The organism is Candidatus Zixiibacteriota bacterium (genome assembly GCA_020853795.1).
GTDB lineage: Bacteria > Zixibacteria > MSB-5A5 > CAIYYT01 > CAIYYT01 > JADJGC01.
The window spans coordinates 18,671-38,894 of record JADYYF010000174.1 but is presented as its reverse complement, the minus strand read 5'-3'; the positions used below and the strand labels follow the sequence as shown (position 1 = coordinate 38,894).

The 20,224-nt window shown below is 56.6% G+C and carries 24 protein-coding genes; 19 read left to right on the top strand and 5 right to left on the bottom strand.

Features of this window, described 5'->3' with window-relative positions:
- The first annotated feature begins 15 nt into the window (after positions 1–15).
- The gene (locus IT585_13495) at positions 16–1,302 is read left to right on the top strand and encodes a hypothetical protein (protein MCC6964262.1); all 1,287 of its coding nucleotides are present in this window, start codon (positions 16–18) and stop codon (positions 1,300–1,302) included.
- A gap of 381 nt (positions 1,303–1,683) precedes the next feature.
- The gene (locus IT585_13490; GenBank protein ID MCC6964261.1) at positions 1,684–2,622 is read left to right on the top strand and encodes a ChbG/HpnK family deacetylase; all 939 of its coding nucleotides are present in this window, start codon (positions 1,684–1,686) and stop codon (positions 2,620–2,622) included.
- Between the two features lie 253 nt (positions 2,623–2,875).
- Here IT585_13490 and IT585_13485 read toward each other — a convergent pair whose 3' ends face one another.
- The gene (locus IT585_13485; protein ID MCC6964260.1) at positions 2,876–4,150 is read right to left on the bottom strand and encodes a citrate (Si)-synthase; all 1,275 of its coding nucleotides are present in this window, start codon (positions 4,148–4,150) and stop codon (positions 2,876–2,878) included.
- Between the two features lie 389 nt (positions 4,151–4,539).
- On the opposite strand from IT585_13485, the gene IT585_13480 reads away from it, so the two are divergent.
- Both IT585_13480 and IT585_13475 read left to right on the top strand, forming a co-directional pair.
- Complete coding sequence (locus IT585_13480; protein ID MCC6964259.1) at positions 4,540–4,851, top strand: HIT domain-containing protein; 312 nt, start codon at positions 4,540–4,542, stop codon at positions 4,849–4,851.
- A gap of 262 nt (positions 4,852–5,113) precedes the next feature.
- Positions 5,114–5,452 (top strand): hypothetical protein, encoded by a 339-nt coding sequence (locus IT585_13475; GenBank protein ID MCC6964258.1) that lies wholly within the window; start codon positions 5,114–5,116, stop codon positions 5,450–5,452.
- Positions 5,453–5,459: 7 nt separating this feature from the next.
- Here the strand turns inward: IT585_13475 and IT585_13470 are convergent, their stop codons facing one another.
- The gene (locus IT585_13470) at positions 5,460–6,824 is read right to left on the bottom strand and encodes a S41 family peptidase (GenBank protein ID MCC6964257.1); all 1,365 of its coding nucleotides are present in this window, start codon (positions 6,822–6,824) and stop codon (positions 5,460–5,462) included.
- Between the two features lie 21 nt (positions 6,825–6,845).
- Positions 6,846–7,823: a bifunctional helix-turn-helix transcriptional regulator/GNAT family N-acetyltransferase gene (locus tag IT585_13465; protein MCC6964256.1), complete on the bottom strand. Its 978-nt coding sequence runs from the start codon at positions 7,821–7,823 to the stop codon at positions 6,846–6,848.
- 316 nt (positions 7,824–8,139) lie between these two features.
- Between IT585_13465 and rpsU the strand changes: the two genes are divergently transcribed.
- The 11 genes from rpsU to IT585_13410 all read left to right on the top strand — a co-directional run bounded on the left by rpsU (position 8,140) and on the right by IT585_13410 (position 14,226).
- Positions 8,140–8,331, top strand: coding sequence for a 30S ribosomal protein S21 (gene rpsU / locus IT585_13460; protein ID MCC6964255.1), 192 nt, complete (start codon positions 8,140–8,142; stop codon positions 8,329–8,331).
- Positions 8,332–8,333: 2 nt separating this feature from the next.
- The gene (locus IT585_13455) at positions 8,334–8,780 is read left to right on the top strand and encodes a GatB/YqeY domain-containing protein (protein ID MCC6964254.1); all 447 of its coding nucleotides are present in this window, start codon (positions 8,334–8,336) and stop codon (positions 8,778–8,780) included.
- A gap of 131 nt (positions 8,781–8,911) precedes the next feature.
- Positions 8,912–9,262, top strand: a complete 351-nt coding sequence (locus tag IT585_13450; GenBank protein ID MCC6964253.1) for a tRNA-binding protein — start codon at positions 8,912–8,914, stop codon at positions 9,260–9,262.
- A 92-nt stretch (positions 9,263–9,354) separates the two neighbouring features.
- Positions 9,355–10,671 carry a signal recognition particle protein gene (gene ffh / locus IT585_13445; GenBank protein MCC6964252.1) on the top strand — a complete coding sequence of 439 codons (1,317 nt, stop codon included), beginning with the start codon at positions 9,355–9,357 and terminating at the stop codon, positions 10,669–10,671.
- Positions 10,672–10,713: 42 nt separating this feature from the next.
- Entirely contained in the window at positions 10,714–11,091 is a 378-nt protein-coding gene (gene rpsP / locus IT585_13440) for a 30S ribosomal protein S16 (protein MCC6964251.1), read from the top strand.
- A gap of 132 nt (positions 11,092–11,223) precedes the next feature.
- Positions 11,224–11,454 (top strand): KH domain-containing protein, encoded by a 231-nt coding sequence (locus IT585_13435; GenBank protein ID MCC6964250.1) that lies wholly within the window; start codon positions 11,224–11,226, stop codon positions 11,452–11,454.
- Positions 11,451–11,960 (top strand): 16S rRNA processing protein RimM, encoded by a 510-nt coding sequence (gene rimM / locus IT585_13430; protein MCC6964249.1) that lies wholly within the window; start codon positions 11,451–11,453, stop codon positions 11,958–11,960. The genes IT585_13435 and rimM overlap by 4 nt, the downstream gene beginning before the upstream one ends.
- Positions 11,960–12,709, top strand: a complete 750-nt coding sequence (gene trmD, locus IT585_13425) for a tRNA (guanosine(37)-N1)-methyltransferase TrmD (protein MCC6964248.1) — start codon at positions 11,960–11,962, stop codon at positions 12,707–12,709. Before rimM ends, trmD begins: the two co-directional genes overlap by 1 nt.
- A gap of 19 nt (positions 12,710–12,728) precedes the next feature.
- Positions 12,729–13,094: a 50S ribosomal protein L19 gene (gene rplS / locus IT585_13420; protein MCC6964247.1), complete on the top strand. Its 366-nt coding sequence runs from the start codon at positions 12,729–12,731 to the stop codon at positions 13,092–13,094.
- 130 nt (positions 13,095–13,224) lie between these two features.
- Positions 13,225–13,866: a ribonuclease HII gene (locus IT585_13415; protein MCC6964246.1), complete on the top strand. Its 642-nt coding sequence runs from the start codon at positions 13,225–13,227 to the stop codon at positions 13,864–13,866.
- Positions 13,867–14,226 carry a YraN family protein gene (locus IT585_13410; protein ID MCC6964245.1) on the top strand — a complete coding sequence of 120 codons (360 nt, stop codon included), beginning with the start codon at positions 13,867–13,869 and terminating at the stop codon, positions 14,224–14,226. It begins immediately after the preceding gene.
- Here IT585_13410 and IT585_13405 read toward each other — a convergent pair.
- Both IT585_13405 and IT585_13400 read right to left on the bottom strand, forming a co-directional pair.
- A complete protein-coding gene (locus tag IT585_13405) occupies positions 14,216–14,560 on the bottom strand; it encodes a hypothetical protein (GenBank protein ID MCC6964244.1) in 345 nt (114 codons plus the stop codon). The two genes, IT585_13410 and IT585_13405, sit on opposite strands and share 11 nt — an antisense overlap.
- Before the next feature lie 30 nt (positions 14,561–14,590).
- Positions 14,591–16,129, bottom strand: coding sequence for a DUF814 domain-containing protein (locus IT585_13400; protein MCC6964243.1), 1,539 nt, complete (start codon positions 16,127–16,129; stop codon positions 14,591–14,593).
- A gap of 72 nt (positions 16,130–16,201) precedes the next feature.
- Here IT585_13400 and IT585_13395 point away from each other — a divergent pair, with 72 nt between their 5' ends.
- From IT585_13395 to topA, 4 genes are read left to right on the top strand one after another with little or no spacing between them, the layout of a single operon-like run.
- Complete coding sequence (locus IT585_13395) at positions 16,202–17,095, top strand: YicC family protein (protein ID MCC6964242.1); 894 nt, start codon at positions 16,202–16,204, stop codon at positions 17,093–17,095.
- 5 nt (positions 17,096–17,100) lie between these two features.
- Positions 17,101–17,727: a guanylate kinase gene (gene gmk / locus IT585_13390; GenBank protein ID MCC6964241.1), complete on the top strand. Its 627-nt coding sequence runs from the start codon at positions 17,101–17,103 to the stop codon at positions 17,725–17,727.
- Between the two features lie 3 nt (positions 17,728–17,730).
- Positions 17,731–17,973, top strand: coding sequence for a DNA-directed RNA polymerase subunit omega (locus tag IT585_13385; protein MCC6964240.1), 243 nt, complete (start codon positions 17,731–17,733; stop codon positions 17,971–17,973).
- 3 nt (positions 17,974–17,976) lie between these two features.
- Positions 17,977–20,220 (top strand): type I DNA topoisomerase, encoded by a 2,244-nt coding sequence (gene topA, locus IT585_13380; protein ID MCC6964239.1) that lies wholly within the window; start codon positions 17,977–17,979, stop codon positions 20,218–20,220.
- Positions 20,221–20,224 lie beyond the last annotated feature (4 nt).

The following is a 20,224-nucleotide window of genomic DNA, read 5'->3' as shown; positions in this document are numbered from 1 at the left end:
CGGGGAGAATCAACTATGCTTCTTCGACATCTATCCTGGATCGTATTGCCAATCCTGATGTGGGGCTCATTGGCTGTGGCCGATCGCAATCTCGTCGTCGTCAATGGGCTGGGTGAGACGTTCGACTTAGTCAACTTGAGTGACAGCACTGTTACGCTTGGTGTCGATCAACTTGGTCTCTATCCCAACGACTTCGTTGTCAGTGCCAATCGGGGTATTGCCATTAATTCCGGCAGCAATGATCTCTACTTCTACGACATGACCACTCTGACGCGGGTCGGACAGCTCTTTGTCGGCGCCGGCCGGAACCCTTACAACGGTGCATTTCTCAACGCCGACACGTTCTATGTGACGAATCTGGTCGCTTCGACAGTGACCAAGATTGATGCCGGCGATCGCACGGTCATAACCGAGTTTCCCGTAGGGGACAATCTGGACAGCGACAGCCCGCAGGGAATCGTCATCCGAGAGCGCCGCGCCTACATCTGCCTGACCAGCTTCAACGAGTTGTTTGAATACGATCAAGGCAAGCTTGAAGTCTGGGACTTGAGCGCCGATACGCTGGTCAAACGCGTTACGGTGGGTGTCAATCCCCAACTTGCTCGCTTCGGTTACGATGGATACTTGTATATCCTTTGTACCGGTAACTATGCCGATATTGGGGGCAGACTGTTCAAGTTCGACCCGGCGACCCTGAGCCTTATCGACTCGCTTGACATCGGTGGTTCGCCGGGCGGGCTTGCCATCACCAAGACGGGGGTCGCCTTTCTCGCCGCTGGCGGCTGGCCGCCGCCGGTCAAACGCGATTCCAGAGGATTGCAGCTTGTGGAACGGAGACTTGCCCGATCACAGCAGTCCGGCGGACTCGTCTTCACAGTCGATCTCGCGAGTTGGAGCATCGTGCATGGACCCTCCAACCCCATCAACACTTGCTGGGGTGTGACGTCTGCGTTGGCGATAACTGATTCGACAGTGGCTGTCTGCTGCTTCGCCGATGATCGCCTGGTTGAGATCGATGCTCAAGGAGACGTACTGAAGTCGTTCGACGTTGGCGATGGCCCAGCTGTATCGGCCAAGTCACCTGATTGCCTTGTTCCCAAGGGTGACGCCGATAACTCCGGGGCGGTCTCCGTTTCGGATGCCGTTTACCTGATCAATTTCATTTTTGCCGGCGGCCCCGAACCGCAGGTCGAGGGGTCCGGCGACGCGGATTGCAGCGGTTCACTCTCGATCAGCGATGCCGTCTACTTGATCAACTTTATTTTTGCCGGCGGACCGCCGTCTTGCGGTTGTGCCGACTAACCGGTTATCGAACACTTGAGGTTGACTCAGGAACCTATGCATTTGTTTGCATAAAAAGCTCATCGAAAGGGGTGAATTCTGTCTCCGTTGCCGGCGAGACAGATCCAGCGTCCGCATGTCATTGTAAGTTGCTGTAAGGCAAAACATTCAAAGACTGTCCTTAAGTGACTCTTTAGCAATTTCGGCACTCGAATTGCTCCGAAGTTGAGGTTGCGTACTTCTGTTTTTGATTGCGACTCGCCAGGAATTCTGGGAGTGGTGCGCGCCGGACCAACCGGCCGCCCGAAGTTGACTTCGGGTATCCCCCCTCCACCACTCCCTTTTTAATTTCCTCCTCCAGCTTAGCTTGCTCTGACTCGCTTTCGAGCGTATTATCCTGCGATGATTCCCCTTGTTCCGGCAGAGCCTTATCTTCTTGGCCAGAGAAACGCGACGCTGGCCCAGCATCTTGGATACGATGGCGGCGAGAGGCTGCTCATCATTAATGCTGACGATTTTGGTCTGACTCCAGCAGTCAACCGGTCAATCGCCGAGTTGTTTGAACTCGGCTTGATAAGCTCCACGACGCTTATGGTTACCGGCAGGGCATATGACGAGGCTGTCAGGCTGGTCAAGGACGGGTCGATTCCGGATTGTGGCTTGCACCTGACGTTAACGTCGTCATTGCCTGATTCGCCGGCCACACCGATTCTTCCGGCCGCGGAAATCCCAAGCCTGGTTGACAGAAACGGTCACTTCTACCTGAATCGCGACGATTTTTTCGCCAACGCCAGACCTGAAGAGGCCGAGCGTGAGGCGATTGCTCAAATCGAAAGAGTCTTGTCTATGGGTGTGAACTTGACGCACCTTGATAGCCACGAAGGCACGCTGCAACTGCTTCCGGAATTCGCAGAGGTCTACATCCGCCTTGGCGCGCGTTTCCGCCTGCCGATGCGCATGGGCTCACGCATGCTGGTGCGCGAACTCGGACACGAAGACGACTGGATAAGCCACGCACATGATCTGGGGCTGCACTTTCCCGACAACTTCGTCTACGTGCCGATTGATGCATTCGCGAGCTTTGAAGAGAAGCTGTCTTACAAGCTGAAACTCATTGACGCTCTTCCCGCAGGGGTGACGGAGCTGTATTTCCATCCCGCTCGCGCCACGTGGCTTAGCGAGTTAGACGGAGTTCACGTCGACGACGGGGCGGGATTGATTTGGCAGGTTCGCAGTTGGGACTACCGGATCCTGACCTCACCCGAACTGCGACAACGTGTGGACTCGGGCGCCTTCCGCCTGATTAGCTTCCGGCCACTCCGCGAACTTGTCCGCACTTGAATAGTCGAGATTCATTTCACAAAGTCTGACAGAAAGATGCCACCAAAAGGATGACCGGAGTCGTCTGACGACAACCCCGGTCCGTTGGGTACAGGGTAGGATAAGGAAGGGTCCCCGAGGAGCAACCTGAAGCGATTTACCTCAGGCCCTTCCGGTAGGATTACTATCAAATCGTCAACATCTGGCGATGTTGTCTGATTTCAATGTCATCTACCAATTCTAACGTCCGCACTGCTGCAAAGTTCCAAGCGTCTCACTTGATTTGTGACTTCATCCACTTGGTTGTTACAGACTTTGGACGTTCAATCGGCCAGCCCATCGCCCGCGCCACGACCGCCTGAGCACAGACGCCCAGAGCGCGCGAAACGCTGAAGAGGACCGTGTAATAGTCAAATTCGGTTAGGCCGAAGTGGTACAGCAGCGCGCCCGATCCGGCATCAACGTTCGGCCATGGATCTTTGATCTTCTGTACTTGCTGCAACACCCCCGGCACGGTATTAAACACACGCTCGACGATCTGGAACACCTCGTCCTGCGCGATGTGCTTCTTACCCCAGTCGAGGAACGCCGCGAAGCGCGGATCGGTGATCCGAAGCACGGCATGGCCGTATCCCGGAACCACTTTGCCGGAATTTAAGGTTTCCCACGCAAACTGCTTGAGCTGTTCCTCGCTCGGGACGCCGCCGAATTTTTTCTTCACATCAAGAATCCAGTGCAGGCATTCCTGATTGGCCAGACCGTGCAGGGGACCGGCCAGGCCGTTGAGGCCGGCGGACAGCGAGTAATAGAGGTCGGACAGCGCCGAATTGACGCAGAACGTGGTATGTGCCGAGACATTGCCCGATTCATGATCGGAATGCAGCACCAGGTACAGGCGCATGCAATCGGCAAACTTGCCCTGCGGATCGGGCAGTCCGAGCATCTTGACGTAATTCTCTGACCAAGTCAGCTTGGGATCGGAGGCAATGCGCGCGCCCTTGCCAAAACGCATCCGGTAGACGCCGGCCGCGATTTCAGGAAGGCGAGCGATGATGTCGAGAGCATCTTCCAGGGTCCACACCCAGTAGTCGCTCTTCGGCATGCCCTGGTCGTAATGCAACCGGAACTTCGATTCTTTCTCCATAACGAGAATGGCGGTATTGAACATCGCCATCGGATGCGAGTCCTTCGGCATCGCTTCGAGGACCTTCCAAACGTACTCCGGCACCTTAGCACGAGCCTTGAGATCCTTGTCGAGATCGGCGAGTTGCTCCTTGGTGGGGAGTTCGCCGGTCAGCAGCAGCCAGAAGGTCTCTTCGGGAGTCTTGTCGACGAGTTGGCCGACCGGAATCTCCCGGATGATCAAACCTTTGTCCGGCGGAACTTCGGAAGTGTCGCACACCAGCCCCTTCACGCCGCGCATACCGCCATAGGCCTGTTCGATGGTCACTTCGGAAATCTTCAGATTGCCGAATTGCTTGACCATTTCCCGAATTTCCGTCGCCTTCTTTGGGAATTCGGCTGCTAATTTTTCTCTTAGTGCTGTCATTTTCACTTCTTGTGCTACGGTTGCCATGTTGTACCTCCTCCCGCCGGACTGAGCAATGGCAGGGAAGAGGTCGCTGTCATGTCGCCCCTCCGGGCGTAGTTATGTGAATTAATTCACAATTCTATCTGTCCTATATATGTATGAAGGCAAATCTTGTCAAGAATTATTTGGGGATTTTTGGCGAATGAGTAGTGATTGCCCGCATCGTGATTCTGCGCAATTTGAGGCAACCCGACTTTGCAGAATGGGTATTTGCGGAAATAGTCCGAATGGGAAGCACATGGGAAGTCGGCTTTGCGCATAGTCGGTAAGACGGGGTCACCTTCCCACAATATTGTCAAGAGACTATCGGCTTGCAGGGGGAATTCCAATCAGCTAATCTCGAACCCATGCTTTGCATCTTCTGTCGCATCATCGAAGGATCAGCGCCGACCAAGATCTTCTATCAGGACGAGAATGTCATCGTCTTCCATGATATCGCGCCGAAGGCACCGATTCATCTGCTAATCTGCCCCAGACAGCACTTCGAGAACTTCCTGAGTGCGCCGCCGGAAGTGCACGGGCATCTGGCTGCAGCGGTGCGTAAAGTGAGTGAGATGCTGGGCGAGCGCGGCAGGGACTTCCGCATCCAGATCAATAACGGTCCCGGTTCGGGGCAGATCGTCTTCCACCTCCACTATCATTTTCTGGCGTGGGACTAAGCCGCTGAGAGCAAAAATCCGATCCTAATCAGAGCGGGCAGGGGGAACTAACTACGGAGTAACGATGCGGTCGATTGGGACAAGTGCCATCCTCCTGATACTGATAGTGATCCTACCACACGCGAGCGCAGGTGGGTTCGATTCTGCGGTGCCGGGGCAGCTCTCCTGGACATTATCGCTCGGTGCTGGTGCCCAGAAGGGCGCCGGAAGCAACTTCCACACTCTGACTGGCGTGGGGATGGCAGTTGGCATTGGAGCGAACTTGAGCCTCGCAATTACTCCAACCTACTGCGGCGTCGTGGCGAGCGGTCGGTCAGGCGGAAGCTACCTCATCGACCTGCCGCTCTCACTGAACGGCCACTTCGCCGTTTCAGCTAAGGTCAAACTCGCCATCGGCGGCGGGATTGGTATCGGGTTCTCCGACATGCGCGAATGGTCCAAGTCGAACCGTGCGCTGACGGGGCATCTCGGCGTATCGGTTTCGTTGTACGACCGCCAATCCTCGAATATCGCCACGGAACTGCGGCTGGTGAAAGCCTCGACGAGCACCGGCAACGCAACCCTCGGATACCTCCTGCTGCGATACGCCATCGCTCTTTAGTCAGTCGCTAATCGGTTCGCGTGTGCTGGTCGCTGGTACCGTTGTCGTAGAGCCCGAGGAAAGTGACCACGCGGCCGCTTTCGTCGCGCAGAAACTGTGCGCGGAAGTAATCGACGTTTTCAATCATGAAGCGATCATTCCCCAGCGGGACCAAAGTAGACGCGGGATTCTGTTCGCGCTGGTAGCGGAGCTTGCCGTTCTCCAGCCAGACCCGGCGCGGGCCGTAGGTGCCGACATATTCTGCGAGCTTGGCTTCATCCAGCTGCGTCGGTCGAACGCGAGCCGCGATCGCTTCCGCCGCCCACTGCAGCCGTTCTTTTTTGCGGAGATCGGTCGATTTTTCCGAGATCGACTGCAGCGCCGCTAAATAGGCAACATCGAGGGCCTGTTGCGGATCGACCTCGATGTCGGGCGCAACACCAACGCCCTCCCAGTTGGTCCCGGTAATTGGGTTAATGGCGCGACCAAAAGGCACGGCAACCTGAACATTGAGACTCGCAAAAAGCCGCTCGTTAGTCGGATGCGCGCCGCCGCCCGTGGTCTTGCCGATGATCGTGCCACGCTTGAGGCTCTGGAGATTGTAGGCGAATTCCTCGCCGCCGGAGAAAGTAAACGGGCTGGTCAGCACATACACCGCGGCATTCGGCATCTTGTTGCCGGGGACGTACGCCTGGGTCCAGAACTGTTGGATCGTATCTTGTGCGCGGATATAGAAGCTGTTCAGGTGGACCGGCGTCTCGAACAAGTAGCTGGTGATGAGCTGGATCATCGACGGATCGCCGCCGCCGTTTTGGCGCAGATCGAAAATCACCGCGTCGCAGCCGCTGAGGAAATTCATGGCGGCTATGGCGGTGCTGCCGGCGATCTCGGCGGGCACAAAGCCGCGCAGGTCCAGGTAGCCCACGTTACCGTCGAGGATCTCCAGTTTCCGGAAGCCGTAGTTACTCGCTTTCATCTCCTCATACCACGGATTCGGAGCCAACGAGTCTCGTGCGGCTGCCATTTCTTTGAGTTGATTGTCGCTGACGAAGTGGACGCCGAGATGGCGGTCGTTTGAGATCGAGCGCAGGTCTTCCGTTATTCGCATGGCAAACTCCCGACCGCTGGTGATGGATTTGTAAGCGCCTTTCCGGAATTGATCATGAATGAATTTGCTCATCGCCTGGGCCTTGTCGAGGAAGACGTATTCGTCGACCAGAGCCTTCGCGATGCTGTCGATAATCGCCGCTTGCACCTTGGCGTCAAGCGTCCGATCGCTGGTTTCGGTCGAGATTATGAGCTGTGCACTGGCGCGCTCACTTGAACAAAGCGCCAGCATAAAAGCGAGGCTCAGTATCAGAAGAACCAGATTCGGGTGTGACCGGAAGCTCATGTCATCTCCTCTTCGAAATTGTTAGGGGCTCGGTAGCCGTAGGCGCATGTAGATTGTTGCGCGGGTGTAGCGCGTAGCCCAGGGTGCGGTTGTTCTCAATTTGCGAAAGCCAAGCTTGCGATAGAGCAGGTTGGCCGCGGTCAGCTTGGGGCTGGTCGCGAGCACAACCTCCCGGGCCCCCAGCGTAGCGGCTTGCTCGATGCAGTGCTGCGCCAGTCGGCGACCGATACCGCGGCTGCGAAAGCGCCGCGTCACTGCCATTTTGGCAATTTCGTAAACGGCATCGTTGTGCCGAACCAGCGCCGCTGTCCCGACGATCGCACTGCCGGCGCGGGCCAGGAAGACCCGGCCGCCGTGCGCGAGAATGTGGCGGTCGGGATGATCGAGCATCTTCAGGTCGGCCGGCTCGACCCGGAAGTACTCCTGCAGCCACTCGACGTTGAGCTGCTTGAATAGTTTTTGGTAGCGCGGCTCGAAGTCGATGACTTCAACGGGCGCGTACAATTCCGGATAGAGCCGCTCGACCACCCGGTCGTACATCTCTCGTTCCGCCAGCGAATCTTCGACCCGATCCAGAGTGCTCAGGAAATCGCGGTCGACCAGAGCCAGCAATTCCTCATTGCAATAGCGGATTACGCTCCACATCGGCTGCAACGCCGTGACCGTCTGGCGTCCGAGTCTGCTCAGACTCAGCAGGCGCTTGCGATCATCGCGCCGATCGCGCGTGGAGACGAGCAGGCCGTTTTTTTCCATCTGGCCGGCGATCTGATTGACGGCCGGGTGGGTAAATTTCAACTGCTCGGCAATTTCCGTCACCGCCAGGGGACTGTGCTCGAAGAGCAGGAAGGCGACCGGAAACCAGCGCGCCTCGAAATTCACCTCGTGTTCGGCGTAGATGCGGGAAATGTCGCGAGCGAGGCGGTCGCTCAGCCGTTTCAAGCGGCTGGCAAGAGCCAGAGCGCCCAAGGTTCGGATTGTGTCTTGACCTGTCGCGGTCATGATGGTCTTCCTCCGCTCAGTTTCGATTTACGTAAGTACTTACATAGAAGTTCTGTTAACGATCGTTAAAAGTCCGACAATCGCTGTCAGCGCACCGGAAAAATAAGCTTGCGGCGAGGAGAAATTCGACAAGAATCGACTGGGTCGGAGGCGCGCGGGAAAATCAGCCAACAGCGCCGCCGGGGAGCCGTATCGAATAACGGATTACGGCGTCAAGGAATCGCTTGACAGCCGGGGGAGCGCGAGCTAATTTATTTAGCCTTAATTGATTTTGGGGCAGAACCCTTATCCAGCGTGAGAGGAGGTTGAGCCAAGATTGACAGGAGTCAAAGTTCGTGACGACGAGTCATTCGAGAAAGCGTTGCGGCGCTTCAACAAGCTGTGCGAGCGCTCGGGGATTCTTTCGGACATCAAGAAGCATCAGCATTTTGAGAAGCCGTCGGATCGTCGCAAGCGCAAGATGAACGCAGCTAAGCGCAAAGCGCGCAGGTTCAATCGGGAAGACTGACGATGTCCGTGCTGGAGACGCTGAATAACGATCTGAAGGAAGCACTCAAGGCGGGGGACAAGGCCAAAGCCGAAGTTATTCGCGGACTGAAATCCGACATCAAGTATAAGGAAATCGAGCTCAAGCGGCCGCCGACCGATGAGGATGCAGTCGCCGTGATTTCGACCGCCGCCAAGAAACGACGCGATTCAATCGAGCAGTTTCGGGCGGGGGGGCGCCAGGATCTGGTGGATAAAGAGAGTCACGAGCTTGAGATCATTACCCGTTATCTGCCTCAGCAGCTCTCGGACGAGGAAGTGAATTCGATAATCGCCGCGGCCATCGCCGCCATCGGTGCCAAGGCACCGGGCGACACAGGCAAGGTGATGAAGGAAATCATGCCCAAGATCAAGGGTCGTGTCGACGGCAATCGTGTGCGTGAATTAATCGCCGCCAAACTGGCGGGCTGAACGACGATCGAGAATGACCAATGCGACCCGCCCGGTGGTTGTGCCGGGCGGGTTGTTTTTTTCCTGGACGAAATCCCGGCGCGGGACTTTCGAGAAGTGCAGAAGCGGCATCGAAACGACAGGATGAGAGTATGGACAGTGAACCGCAGATCAGTTATGACGATTTTCGCCGCGTCGACATGCGCGTCGGCGAGATTCTGGAAGTGCTCGATTTTGAGCGCGCGCGCAATCCGTCGTACAAGGTCCGCGTCTCATTTGGGGCAGAGGTGGGCGAAAAGTGGTCCAGTGTTCAGGCAAAGACGGCTTACAGCAAAGAGGAACTCGTCGGCAAGCAGGTTATTGCCGTAGTCAACTTCCCGCCGAAGAACATCGCGGGTTTCATGTCGGAAGTGCTGATACTTGGGGTCGAGATGGCTGATGGTAGCTTGTCGCTGCTCGAACCGGGGCGACGCCCGGCCGTGATCGGGTTCCGAGTCTATTAGAAACCTGACAACACCATCGGGATGGGGAGGGTTAATTCCCCCTTGCAATTCGGCAGGAGGGATCGTATACTCTCAAGTCTCTGGACGATAGTATGTTTGATTCGTTATCGGAAAAATTAGAGAAGGTTTTCAAGAATCTTCGCGGCCAAGGCAAGCTGACGGAGGATAACGTCCGCGAGTCCGTCAAGGAAGTTCGCCGCGCTCTTCTCGAAGCCGATGTCAACTTCAAGGTTGTCAAGGAGTTCATCGGTGCGGTCGAAGCGAAGGCCTACGGTCAGGAAACGCTGCGCTCGATTTCCCCGGGCGAGCAGGTCGTCAAGATCATCCATGACGAGTTGGTGACCGTCCTCGGTGGCGAGAATGCGCCGATCGCGTTCCGCGCCACGCCCGGCAAGCTGGTGGTCTGCGGACTCCAGGGGTCGGGCAAGACCACTCTTTGCGGTAAACTGGCATTGCATTATCAGAAGAAAGGCCAGCGGCCATTGTTGGTGGCCGGTGACGTCTATCGTCCCGCCGCAGTGAAACAACTTCAGGTGCTCGGCAAGTCGATCGATGTGCCGGTATTCCACATCGACAAAAAACCGCCGCAGATTTGCGAAGAAGCGCTGGAATACGCGCGAGCCAACAATCTGACGCTAGTCATTTTCGATACTGCCGGCCGGCTCCACATCGATCTGGAATTGATGGAAGAGCTCAAGGAGATCAAGCGGCGGGTCACTCCGGATGAGATTATCCTCGTGGCCGACTCGATGACCGGCCAGGATGCCGTCAACGTCGCCCAGCAGTTCAACGAAGCGCTCGATATAACCGGTGTGGCATTGACTAAGTTAGACGGTGATGCTCGCGGCGGCGCAGCGCTGTCAATCCGCCACGTCACCGGGAAGCCGCTGAAGCTGGTGTCGATCGGGGAGAAACTCAGCGATCTCGAGCTCTTCTACCCGGAGCGGATGGCGTCGCGCATCCTCGGGATGGGCGATATCGTATCGCTGGTCGAAAAGGCGCAAGAGACCATCGACCTCAAAGAGGCCGAGAAGCTCGAGAAGAAGCTGCGCAAGGATCAGTTCACCTTTGATGACTTCTACCAGCAGTTGCAGCAGCTCAAGAAAATGGGCTCACTTGAGTCGATTCTGAAAATGATCCCCGGTGTTTCGAGTGCTATGCGCAACGTTGATATCGATGAATCACAGATGAAGCGCGTCGAGGCGATTATCCTGTCGATGACGCCGGAAGAGCGCAATCGACCGCAAATCCTAAACGGCTCGCGCCGAGCACGTATCGCCGACGGCTCGGGGAATTCGATTCAAGAGGTCAATCGACTGATCAAGCAGTTCCAGCAGATGCAGAAGATGCTGAAACAAATGCGGGGCGGCAAACTAAAGCGGATGATTCCAGGCAACTTTTTCAATTAGTTAAGTACATTAACTTTACGTATCTTGTATTGGAGGAATGAATTGGCAGTCAAGCTGAGACTCAGACGTATGGGCGCGAAGAAGCGTCCCATTTATCGCATCGTTGCCATTGACTCGCGCCGCGCCCGTGAGGGACGATTTGTCGACATGATGGGGTATTATAACCCGATCGTGAAGCCGGCGCTGGTGAAGGTAGACGAAGAAAAGATCTTCAAGTGGCTAAAGCAAGGCGCGACGCCGTCCGACACGGTGCACACGCTATTCTCGCAGATCGGGATTAACGAGAAGTGGGAACTGCTGCGCGCCGGCAAGGACGGTTCCGGGGTCGAAATTAAGACCACGATCACGGAAAGGAAAAAGCGCACACGCAAGGCGAAGGCGGCCACGGCTGCGCCGGCGGCGGGAGAAGCTTCGGCATAGATTCGGGTTAATTCTATTGCAGTGAAGGGAATCGCTTCACTCCCCCAAGTTTGGCGCAGGCCGGTCGATTCACTGAGTGCGATTGTCAAACGAGGTAGATACTGGTAATCTGCACAGACTGGAAGGTGGAACGTGAAGGATTTCGTCGAGACGATCGTCAAGGCACTGGTAGACAACCCGGACGCCGTTCGATTACGGGAGATTGAAGGCGAGCGCACGACAGTATTCGAACTCCGCGTCGGCCCGGGTGATCTGGGCAAGGTAATCGGCAAGGCGGGGAATACGGCGAAGGCGATTCGCACGATTATGCTGGCTGTTTCGGCCAAGCACGGCAAGCGAGCAGTACTGGAGATACTCGAATAGATCAAGAGCTAATTGCGATCGGCAAAATCGTCCGCGCCCACGGCATCAACGGCGAGCTCGTCGTAATCCCGCTGACGGACTTTGTCGATCGATTTGACGACTTGGAATCCGTCGTCCTCGAAGCGCCGCAACCGCGCCGACTGGCCGTCCGCTCGGTGCGGGCGCACAAACAGCAGCTGCTGATCGCCCTCGAAACCATCGATACCCGCAATGACGCCGAAGCGCACATCGGCGAATTCCTCTCCGTCACGCGCGCCGAGTTGGTGGAACTGCCGGAGGGGACTTTGTTTCAGTTCGATGTCGTCGGCATGGAAGTTCGATCGGAAGACGGCGAGGATCTGGGAAAGATAGTGGAGATCATCGAAATGCCGGCCAATGACATCTGGCGAGTGGAAGGACGGCGCTCGTTCAACCTGCCGGCCAGCGGCAATATCATCTTGAAGGTCGACCGGACTGCGCGCGTGGTGACGATCCGGCTTCTTGAGGGGCTGTTGGATTTGCAGTAATGAAGATTACCATTCTCACAATCTTCCCGGAATTTTTTGAAAGTCCGCTGCGGCAGTCGCTGTTGAAGAAGGCGATTGACTCCGGCGTGCTCGAAGTCGAGCTCATCGATATCCGTAAGTACTCAACCAACAAGCATAACACGGTGGATGACACCCCGTTCGGCGGCGGCGGCGGAATGGTCATGAAGATTGAACCGCTGTACGATGCGCTTTCTACCGCGCTGTATGAAAGTGATACCCAGAACCGCCGGATCGTGCTAACCTCCGCCGCAGGCAGGAAATACGACCACGCGACGGCGGTGAAATACTCGCTCTTCGACCATCTTATCGTTGTTTGCGGACGCTACAAGGGCGTCGACGAACGCATTTCTCGATTTTTCGACCTTGATGAAATCTCGATCGGAGATTATATAATCAACGGCGGCGAAACGGCCGCCCTTGTTATCTTGGAGTCGGTCTTCCGGCTGCTCCCCGGTTCAATCCACAAGATTGAGTCGGCCTTAAGTGACTCGTTCAGCGACGAACTTCTGGGAGCGCCAGTATGGACGCGCCCGGCCGAGTTTCTCGGTCAGCGAGTGCCGGATGTCCTCGTGGAGGGCGACCATGCCCGCCAGGAGCGTTTTCGTCGGTGGTGTGCGCTGAAGCGCACCGTTGAAAACCGCCCCGACTTGCTCTGGCGCGCGCAGTTGTCCGATGAGGATCGCGGTATGCTGGAAAGCATCGCCGCCGGCCGTGAATTTGAAAATTGATTTTTGATTGGAGGATAGAATGAATCAGTTGGTGCGCAAGATTGAGGAGAAGTATCTGCGCGAGCAGAAAGTTGATTTTTCGCCGGGTGATACCGTGGCGGTACACCAGAAGATCATGGAAGGCGATAAAGAGCGCATCCAGGTGTTCCAGGGCGTTGTCATCGGTCGGCGCGGCGGCGGCACTGGAGCGAGCTTCACCGTGCGCAAAGTGACGCAAGGAATCGCGGTCGAAAAGGTCTATCCGCTGCACTCACCGAATATCGCGAAGATCGAGAAAGTACGCACCGGCCACGTGCGGCGCGCCAAACTCAACTACTTGCGCGGCCGGTCGGGTAAGGCGGCTCGCATTGGCGAGAAGCGTACCGAGGAACAGGCAACGGAATAACCCGTAGTCTACTGGAGAATGAGACGGCGTCCGGTCACGAACTGGGCGCCGCTTTCTTTTGCCGGTTGCCAGTGCGGGCAGCGTCGAAGTTCTGCTTGCCCAAATCATTTGAAGCGCCAACCTTCTTCGTATGCGGCGCTCGCGACTGGAAATCGAACTACGCAAGCAGGGCACAAACTGGATCTGTGGCGTAGATGAAGCCGGCCGGGGGCCATTGGCCGGACCGGTCGTGGCTGCGGCTGTGATTCTCCCCGCTGATTTCGATGCGCGGGGTATCGTGGACTCCAAGAAACTTTCAGAACCGCGGCGCGAGGCTTGTTTTGAGCGAATTACGCGGGAATGCATAGGCTTTGGTGTCGGTCGCTGTGACCCGGAATTGATTGATGAAATCAACATCCTTCAGGCGACATTTCAGGCCATGCGTCAGGCGCTGGGACAACTCACGCGGACACCGGAGATTGTCCTCGTCGACGGCAACCAGCGCATCCCCAATTTGTCGATTGCACAACAGACGATTGTTCAGGGGGACGGCAGTGTCGTGGCGATCGCCTGCGCGTCGATCATCGCGAAGGTTACGCGCGACCGGATTATGCGCGAGTATCACCGGTTGCATCCGGAGTATGGGTTCGACCAACACAAGGGCTATCCGACCGTACAGCACCGCGCCAACATCGCGCGTTTCGGCGTTCTACCGATCCACCGCAAGAGCTTCAATTTGCTCGAGCCCCAGTTCGAACTTGCGCTCAGCATCTCCGACGACGGCAGCCATTAGATGAACCGGCGGGCGACCGGATCACGCTTCGAGGCGAGCGCAGCGAAATTCCTCGAAGAGCAAGGCTGCCAAATTATCGCACGGAACTATCGTAGTGGACACCACGAGATTGACTTGATCTGTCTCAAAGATGAAGTCGTAATCTTCGTCGAAGTTAAAGGCTCGCGCTCGGAGAAGTTTGGCGACGCGGTCTACAAAGTCGATCAGCGCAAACAGCAGTCCCTCATCGCCGCGGCGCAAGGCTTTATTCAACAATTCCGACGGAAAGTGGCGGGATTCCGATTTGACGTGGTAATCGTAACGGAAGCGCCTGACGGTCGACAGCGGATCGAGCACCGCCCCAACGCCTTTACTCTTTAGTCTCCAGCGGCTTGAGACCCAGTTCTAAGCGACGTTCCTTCACGCGGGCTTCAATCATGTCCCAGATCACGACCAGCCGTTCCGGTTCAAGATTCAGTTCCGACTTCACCTCTAGCAGCGAAGAGTCGGTAAAATTGAAGGCGGTCAGGATCGAGTCACGCTCACGGTAGAACACCCTGCCCACCGTGTCGCTGCGTGCGGCCAGCAGGGACAACTCGACGTAGCAGTTCACGAAATCAGTTTCGCGGGGATGACTCGGTTGCGGCCGCAAATGGAAGTACGCAAGTGCAGCGACGGCGATGACGACGAGGACAATGGTCAACCATGGGCGCATAATTCAAGATCACTGTTTCGCGAGTGAATGTCAATCGTCGCGCTTGGCAGTTGGCGGCAGCGCCGGATCAATGAAGAGCGACTTAACGTTTTGATAGGTTACCTGTCCGGGGGCACCCTTGCGCATTTTGCGCACGTAACGCCGTTCGGTATAGATCACCGGTACCTGCGTGACCTTGCGCATCTCGGAGTAAAACGCCGCAACCGCCGCCGCCTCCTCGATCGAGCGTCGTGATGGCTGGCGATTCTTGTCGGGCCGAACCAAGATAACGTGCGACCCCGGAACCTGTTGCGCGTGAAACCAGAGATCGTAACTGCGGGCTACCTTGAACGTCAGTTCATCGTTACCTTCGGAGTTCTTGCCGATCAAGATCTTCTCTCCGTCGCTGCTGCGCAGTATGCGGTAGTACCTGGATTGTTCGGGAGCGTCATCATCGGACCGCTTCAGTTTGGCGGAAAGCCCCAAGGCCAGGATGAGGTCGCTGAGTGCCTCCGGCGAGCCGGCTCGGTCTATCGTGTTGGCTGCGTCCGAGAGGGCGTCGATCTTGGCGCGAGCCTTGGAAATGCGCTCGGTGAGGAGCGGCTTGGAGCGTTGGAGCTTCTTCGCAGTCTTGTAATAGCTGGCTGCCGACTCAAGGACGCTCTTGCCCGGCAAGAGTTCGATTTCGACCGGTGCGCCCGAATCGAAGTCGGTAACCGTGACCATGCCGTCCCGCGGGGTCGTTTGCGGATTGCTCATCAGCAGGTCCCCCCAGCGGCTATACTTCTCGGCGGAAGCGCATCCAACGAGGTCGATCGCGAGCTTGCCGATTAATTGTCTCAGCCGACCAATCTCGCGATTGATGCGGTTGCGCCAGCTTCGTCGGACTTCGGCAAACTGCCGTTCCGACTCATCCAGTGACTCGATGGAGTGAAACAGCTCGATCAACGGCGACGTCGCGAGCGGTAGACTGCTGTTGGCGTCATGAACTTCGTATCGATCACCCTCGAAGCGCAGCGTGTATCTGCGCTGATGGTCCTCATAGACCAGGACTTCGCCGGAATGCGGTGGCTCGGCCAGCGGCGGTGGCGCCTGGTAGAGCGCGCGTGGTCGCAGTCTTCGTTTGTCTTCAATCACGCGCAGCGCCTGAACGATAGTACCGGACGCATCGAGCAGAAAGGCATTGCTCTGTCCGCCAAAGAGTTCGAAGACAATGCGGAAGTTCTGCGGTGCGACCTCCTCGGACGCGCGCGATAACTCGATCGTGATGAGGCGATTGCGACGATCGCCCTCGACGGCGGTCACGGTCGCCGGGGTCGCTTCCTGCCAGATTGCAAAGGTATCGGAGCTGTCAGGCCAGCCGGCCGCCGGGAGAAAACTGGGCGGCGCGAAAGAGAACAGCAGATGCAGCTTCGGCGTCGAGGCAAAAAGGAAACGAAATGTCTTGCCGCGCTTGTTGTATTCGACTTTATGCAGAAGCGCGCCCGCGACAGCCCGATCCAGTTCGCGCGCAAGGAAATAGGTGATGATGGCGCTCTTGGGAATCATGCAGTTGTCGAAGCTAAGTTCTGCCGGCGCCAAAGTCAACAAGGACACTTTTCCGTTGACACCGGCAACTTGGGGGTGTTCTTTGCCAAACTTGAATTTAGCACGAGGGCAAGTATGATCAGAAGCATGACCGGCTACGGTAAAGCCGCGGTCAGCGTTAACAAGAAGAAGGTGTCGATCGAGATCACCTCGGTCAACAATCGGTTCCTCGAATTGTCCCTGCGCCTGCCGCGCGTCTTTGCGGAATATGAAAGCGACTTGCGCGAGGCGATTACCGGAATGGTGTCACGCGGCAAGTTGTCGGTGCTGGTTACGATGGAGGACAACAACGTTTCGCCGCAGACGTTGATTCTCAACGAAGAGAACGCCGCCCTCTATTATAAGATGTTCGCCGACCTCAAGAAGAAATTCAAGTTGGCCGGCGAGATCAGTCTTGCCGATTTCACCGGTTTGCCGGAGCTGTTCAATGTGGCGGCGGCAGCGGCGCTGTCGAAAGAGGAAGTGGCCAAGCTGGTTGATGGCGTCAAGCATGCGGTCGAATCTCTGAACAAGATGCGCCAGCGCGAGGGCAAAGCGTTGGGCGACGACATGATTATGCGGGTGAAGTTGATCTCGAAGGCGATCGACAAGATCGAGAAAATCTATCCGCAAACGGTCACTCGCTACCGCCAGCGCTTTCAGGAGACACTGAAGAAGTTGCTCGACGACAGCACCACACGTAGCGCCGACGAAACCCGTTTGCGACTGGATATGGAACTGGCGCTGCTGGTCGACAAGGCCGACATCACCGAGGAGTGCGTGCGACTCCGCAGCCACTGCGACGCCTTTGCGGCGGCAATCAAAGCCGAAGGCGATACCGGGAAGCGACTGAATTTCATCCTGCAAGAGATGAATCGGGAAGCCAATACCATCGGCTCCAAGGCGGCGCTGTATGAGATATCCGCCGAAGTCATCCGCATCCGCGAAGAGATCGAAAAGCTCCGCGAACAGGTACAAAACATCGAGTAATGGAAGTGAGCGCCAGCAATTTGCGCCGGCTGAACAAGCGTAAGCCGTTGATCGTCGTTTTGTCGGGCCCGTCCGGGGTCGGCAAGTCGACGCTGGTGGAGCGGCTGCTTCAACGCAACCGGAATTTTGTTGAGTCGGTTTCGGCGACCACGCGTATCAAGCGAGCAGGGGAGCGGCACGGTCGCGATTACTTCTTTATGACACCGGCGACCTTCCGGAACAAATGGCGCCGCGGCGAGTTTATAGAAACGGCTCGCATTTTCGATGCCTGGTACGGTACACCCAAACAGGCGGTGTTGAATGCGATTGCCAAGGGCCGGACCGTGTTGTTCGATATCGACATCCTTGGCGGCCGGGCGATCAAACGCTGGCGCCAGGAGGCGATCCTGATTTTCGTGATGCCGCCCAGCTTGGCGGTTCTCAAACGGCGATTGCTCGGTCGCAAGACCGAGTCGTCGGAGTCGGCGCGGAAGCGCCTGGGGCGCGCGCTAAAGGAAATGAAAGTTTGGACGAAATATGATTACGTTGTCTGCAACGATGACCTGGAGGCGACGGTGGCGCTGATCGATCAGATCATCCGAGCCGAATCGCAGCGGGTGACACGGTGCGGGACAATCAACCTAATGGAGTAACCGATGGATCGCCACAGAGATGAAACGCTGCTGATGAGCAACCTGGACAAGATTACGCTGAACCATTATGAGGCTGTCCTGGTCGCCGCCAAGCGCGCTCGCTACGTCAATCTCAAACGCCTGCAACAATTACAGATGATGAATGAAGACAGCGAGTACAATTTCGATTATCGCAAGGTCACAACGCTGGCGCTGGACGACCTTTTGAACGACCGCATCAAGTACGTCTATCGCAGTCAGGAATAAGCATTGGCAAAAAATCTCGTCATCGTCGAGTCGCCGACGAAGTCCAAGACCCTGGCCAAGTTCCTCGGTAAGGAATTCACCATTAAGGCCTCGGTGGGTCACGTCCTGGATCTGCCCAAGTCGAAGCTCGGCATTGACCTGGAAAACGGCTTCCAGCCGACCTATCAGGTGATCAAGGGGAAAGCTCCGATCATCAAGGAGTTGAAGGAAGCGGCCGCCAAGGCAAAAGCTATTTTCCTGGCACCTGACCCGGATCGTGAAGGCGAAGCGATCGCCTATCATATTGCCTCCAAATTGAGCGGGCTAAAAATCCCAATCCGGCGGGTCACGTTTAACGAGATAACCAAGAAAGCCGTTTTGGCCGGGATCGAGAATGCGACGGCAATCGACCAGAAGCTGGTTGATGCGCAGCAGGCGCGTCGAATCCTGGACCGCCTGGTGGGTTACAAGGTGAGCCCTGTGCTGTGGCAGACCATCTATTACGGTCTTTCTGCTGGGCGCGTGCAGTCGGTAGCGCTCCGAATCATCTGCGAGCGCGAAGCGCAAATTGACGCGTTCAGGCCGGAGGAATATTGGAAACTTCTCGCGGAGTTCGTCACTGCCAAGAAGGAGAAGTTTGAAGCTCGGCTCTTCAAAATCAAAGGCGGAGATTTCAAAGTCTCGTCGGCTGGAGAAGCTGAGAAGCTGAAAGCCGACGTCTTCAAGCAGAATTTCGCCGTTGATAAGGTTGAGACCGACAAGAAGACACGGCGGGCGCTTCCTCCTTATATAACCTCGACGCTGCAGCAAGACGCGTCGATCCGGCTGAGTTTTGCCTCGGCCAAGACCATGCAGGTTGCCCAATCCCTGTACGAAGGCGTCGAAATCGGCGATGAAGGACAGGTTGGCTTGATCACCTACATGCGTACCGACTCGGTCCGAATTGCGGATGAAGCCGTGGTTGCTGCAAAGAATTTTATTGTAGAAAATTACGGTCCGGAATTCTATCCGGAGACTCCTAACGTCTACAAGACCAAGAAAAATGCTCAGGATGCGCACGAAGCGATCCGTCCGACGTACCTGGAGTATCCGCCGGAAAGAGTAAAGAAGTACCTCTCGCGCGACCAGTACCGGCTTTACGAACTGATTTGGAATCGGTTTTTGGCGTCGCAGATGGCTCCGGCCGAATTCGATCAATTGACGGTTGATGTGGTAGGCGGACCGTACCAGTTTCGCGCCACCAGCACGCGGGTTACCTTCGACGGATTCCTCAAAGTCTATTCGATGACGGCCGAAGAGGATCCGAACGGCAACGGCAACGGCGAAGTCAAGAAACTGCCGAAGCTGGCCGTCGGCGACAACCTCAAGCTTAGCGAGGTCACTCCGACCCAGCACTTCACCAAGGCGCCACCACGGTTTACTGAGGCCTCGCTGGTAAAGGAACTCGAGTCCAACGGCATTGGCCGGCCGTCGACCTACGCGCAGATCATCACGACGCTGAAAGCGCGCAAATATGTCGAGGTGCAACAGCGGCGCTTGTTCCCGACGGAACTGGGCAAGACGGTCAACGGGATTCTGGTTAAAGAATTCCCCGACATCTTCTCCGTCGAGTTTACCGCCCAGATGGAAGGCGAACTCGATAAAGTGGAGGAAGGCGACTTCACCTGGCAGCAGGTTCTCGAGGACTTCTACGGTCCGTTTTCAACGCGGCTAACCGAGGTCGAAAGCACGCAGCACGAAATCAAGGCATCGATGCAAAAAGTCTCCGACATCACCTGCGACAAGTGCGGGCGTCCGATGGTGGAGAAGTGGGGGCGTAACGGACGATTCCTGGCCTGCTCGGGATATCCGGATTGCAAGAATACGCAGCCGCTGGACGCGCAGAAAGATGCGCCGACTGATGAGAAGTGCGAATTATGCGGTTCAGCGATGGTTATCAAGACGGGTCGTTTCGGCAAATTCATGGCCTGCTCGGCCTATCCCGACTGCAAGAACACCAAGCCGATTTCCACCGGCATCAAGTGTCCAAAAGATGGCGGGGATGTCGTCGAGCGGCGCAGCCGTTACGGCAAGCCTTTCTGGGGCTGCGGCAACTACCCGAAGTGCGATTTCGCCTCCTGGTATAAGCCGGTGGCGCAGAAGTGCCCATCCTGCGGCGCCGCCTACATGGTGGACAAGGAGACGAAGCGCGACGGCCACCACCTCTACTGTCCAACCTGTCATCACAAGCACTCGCTCGAGACCACCCCGGAAGTAACTCCGGCCTGATGTC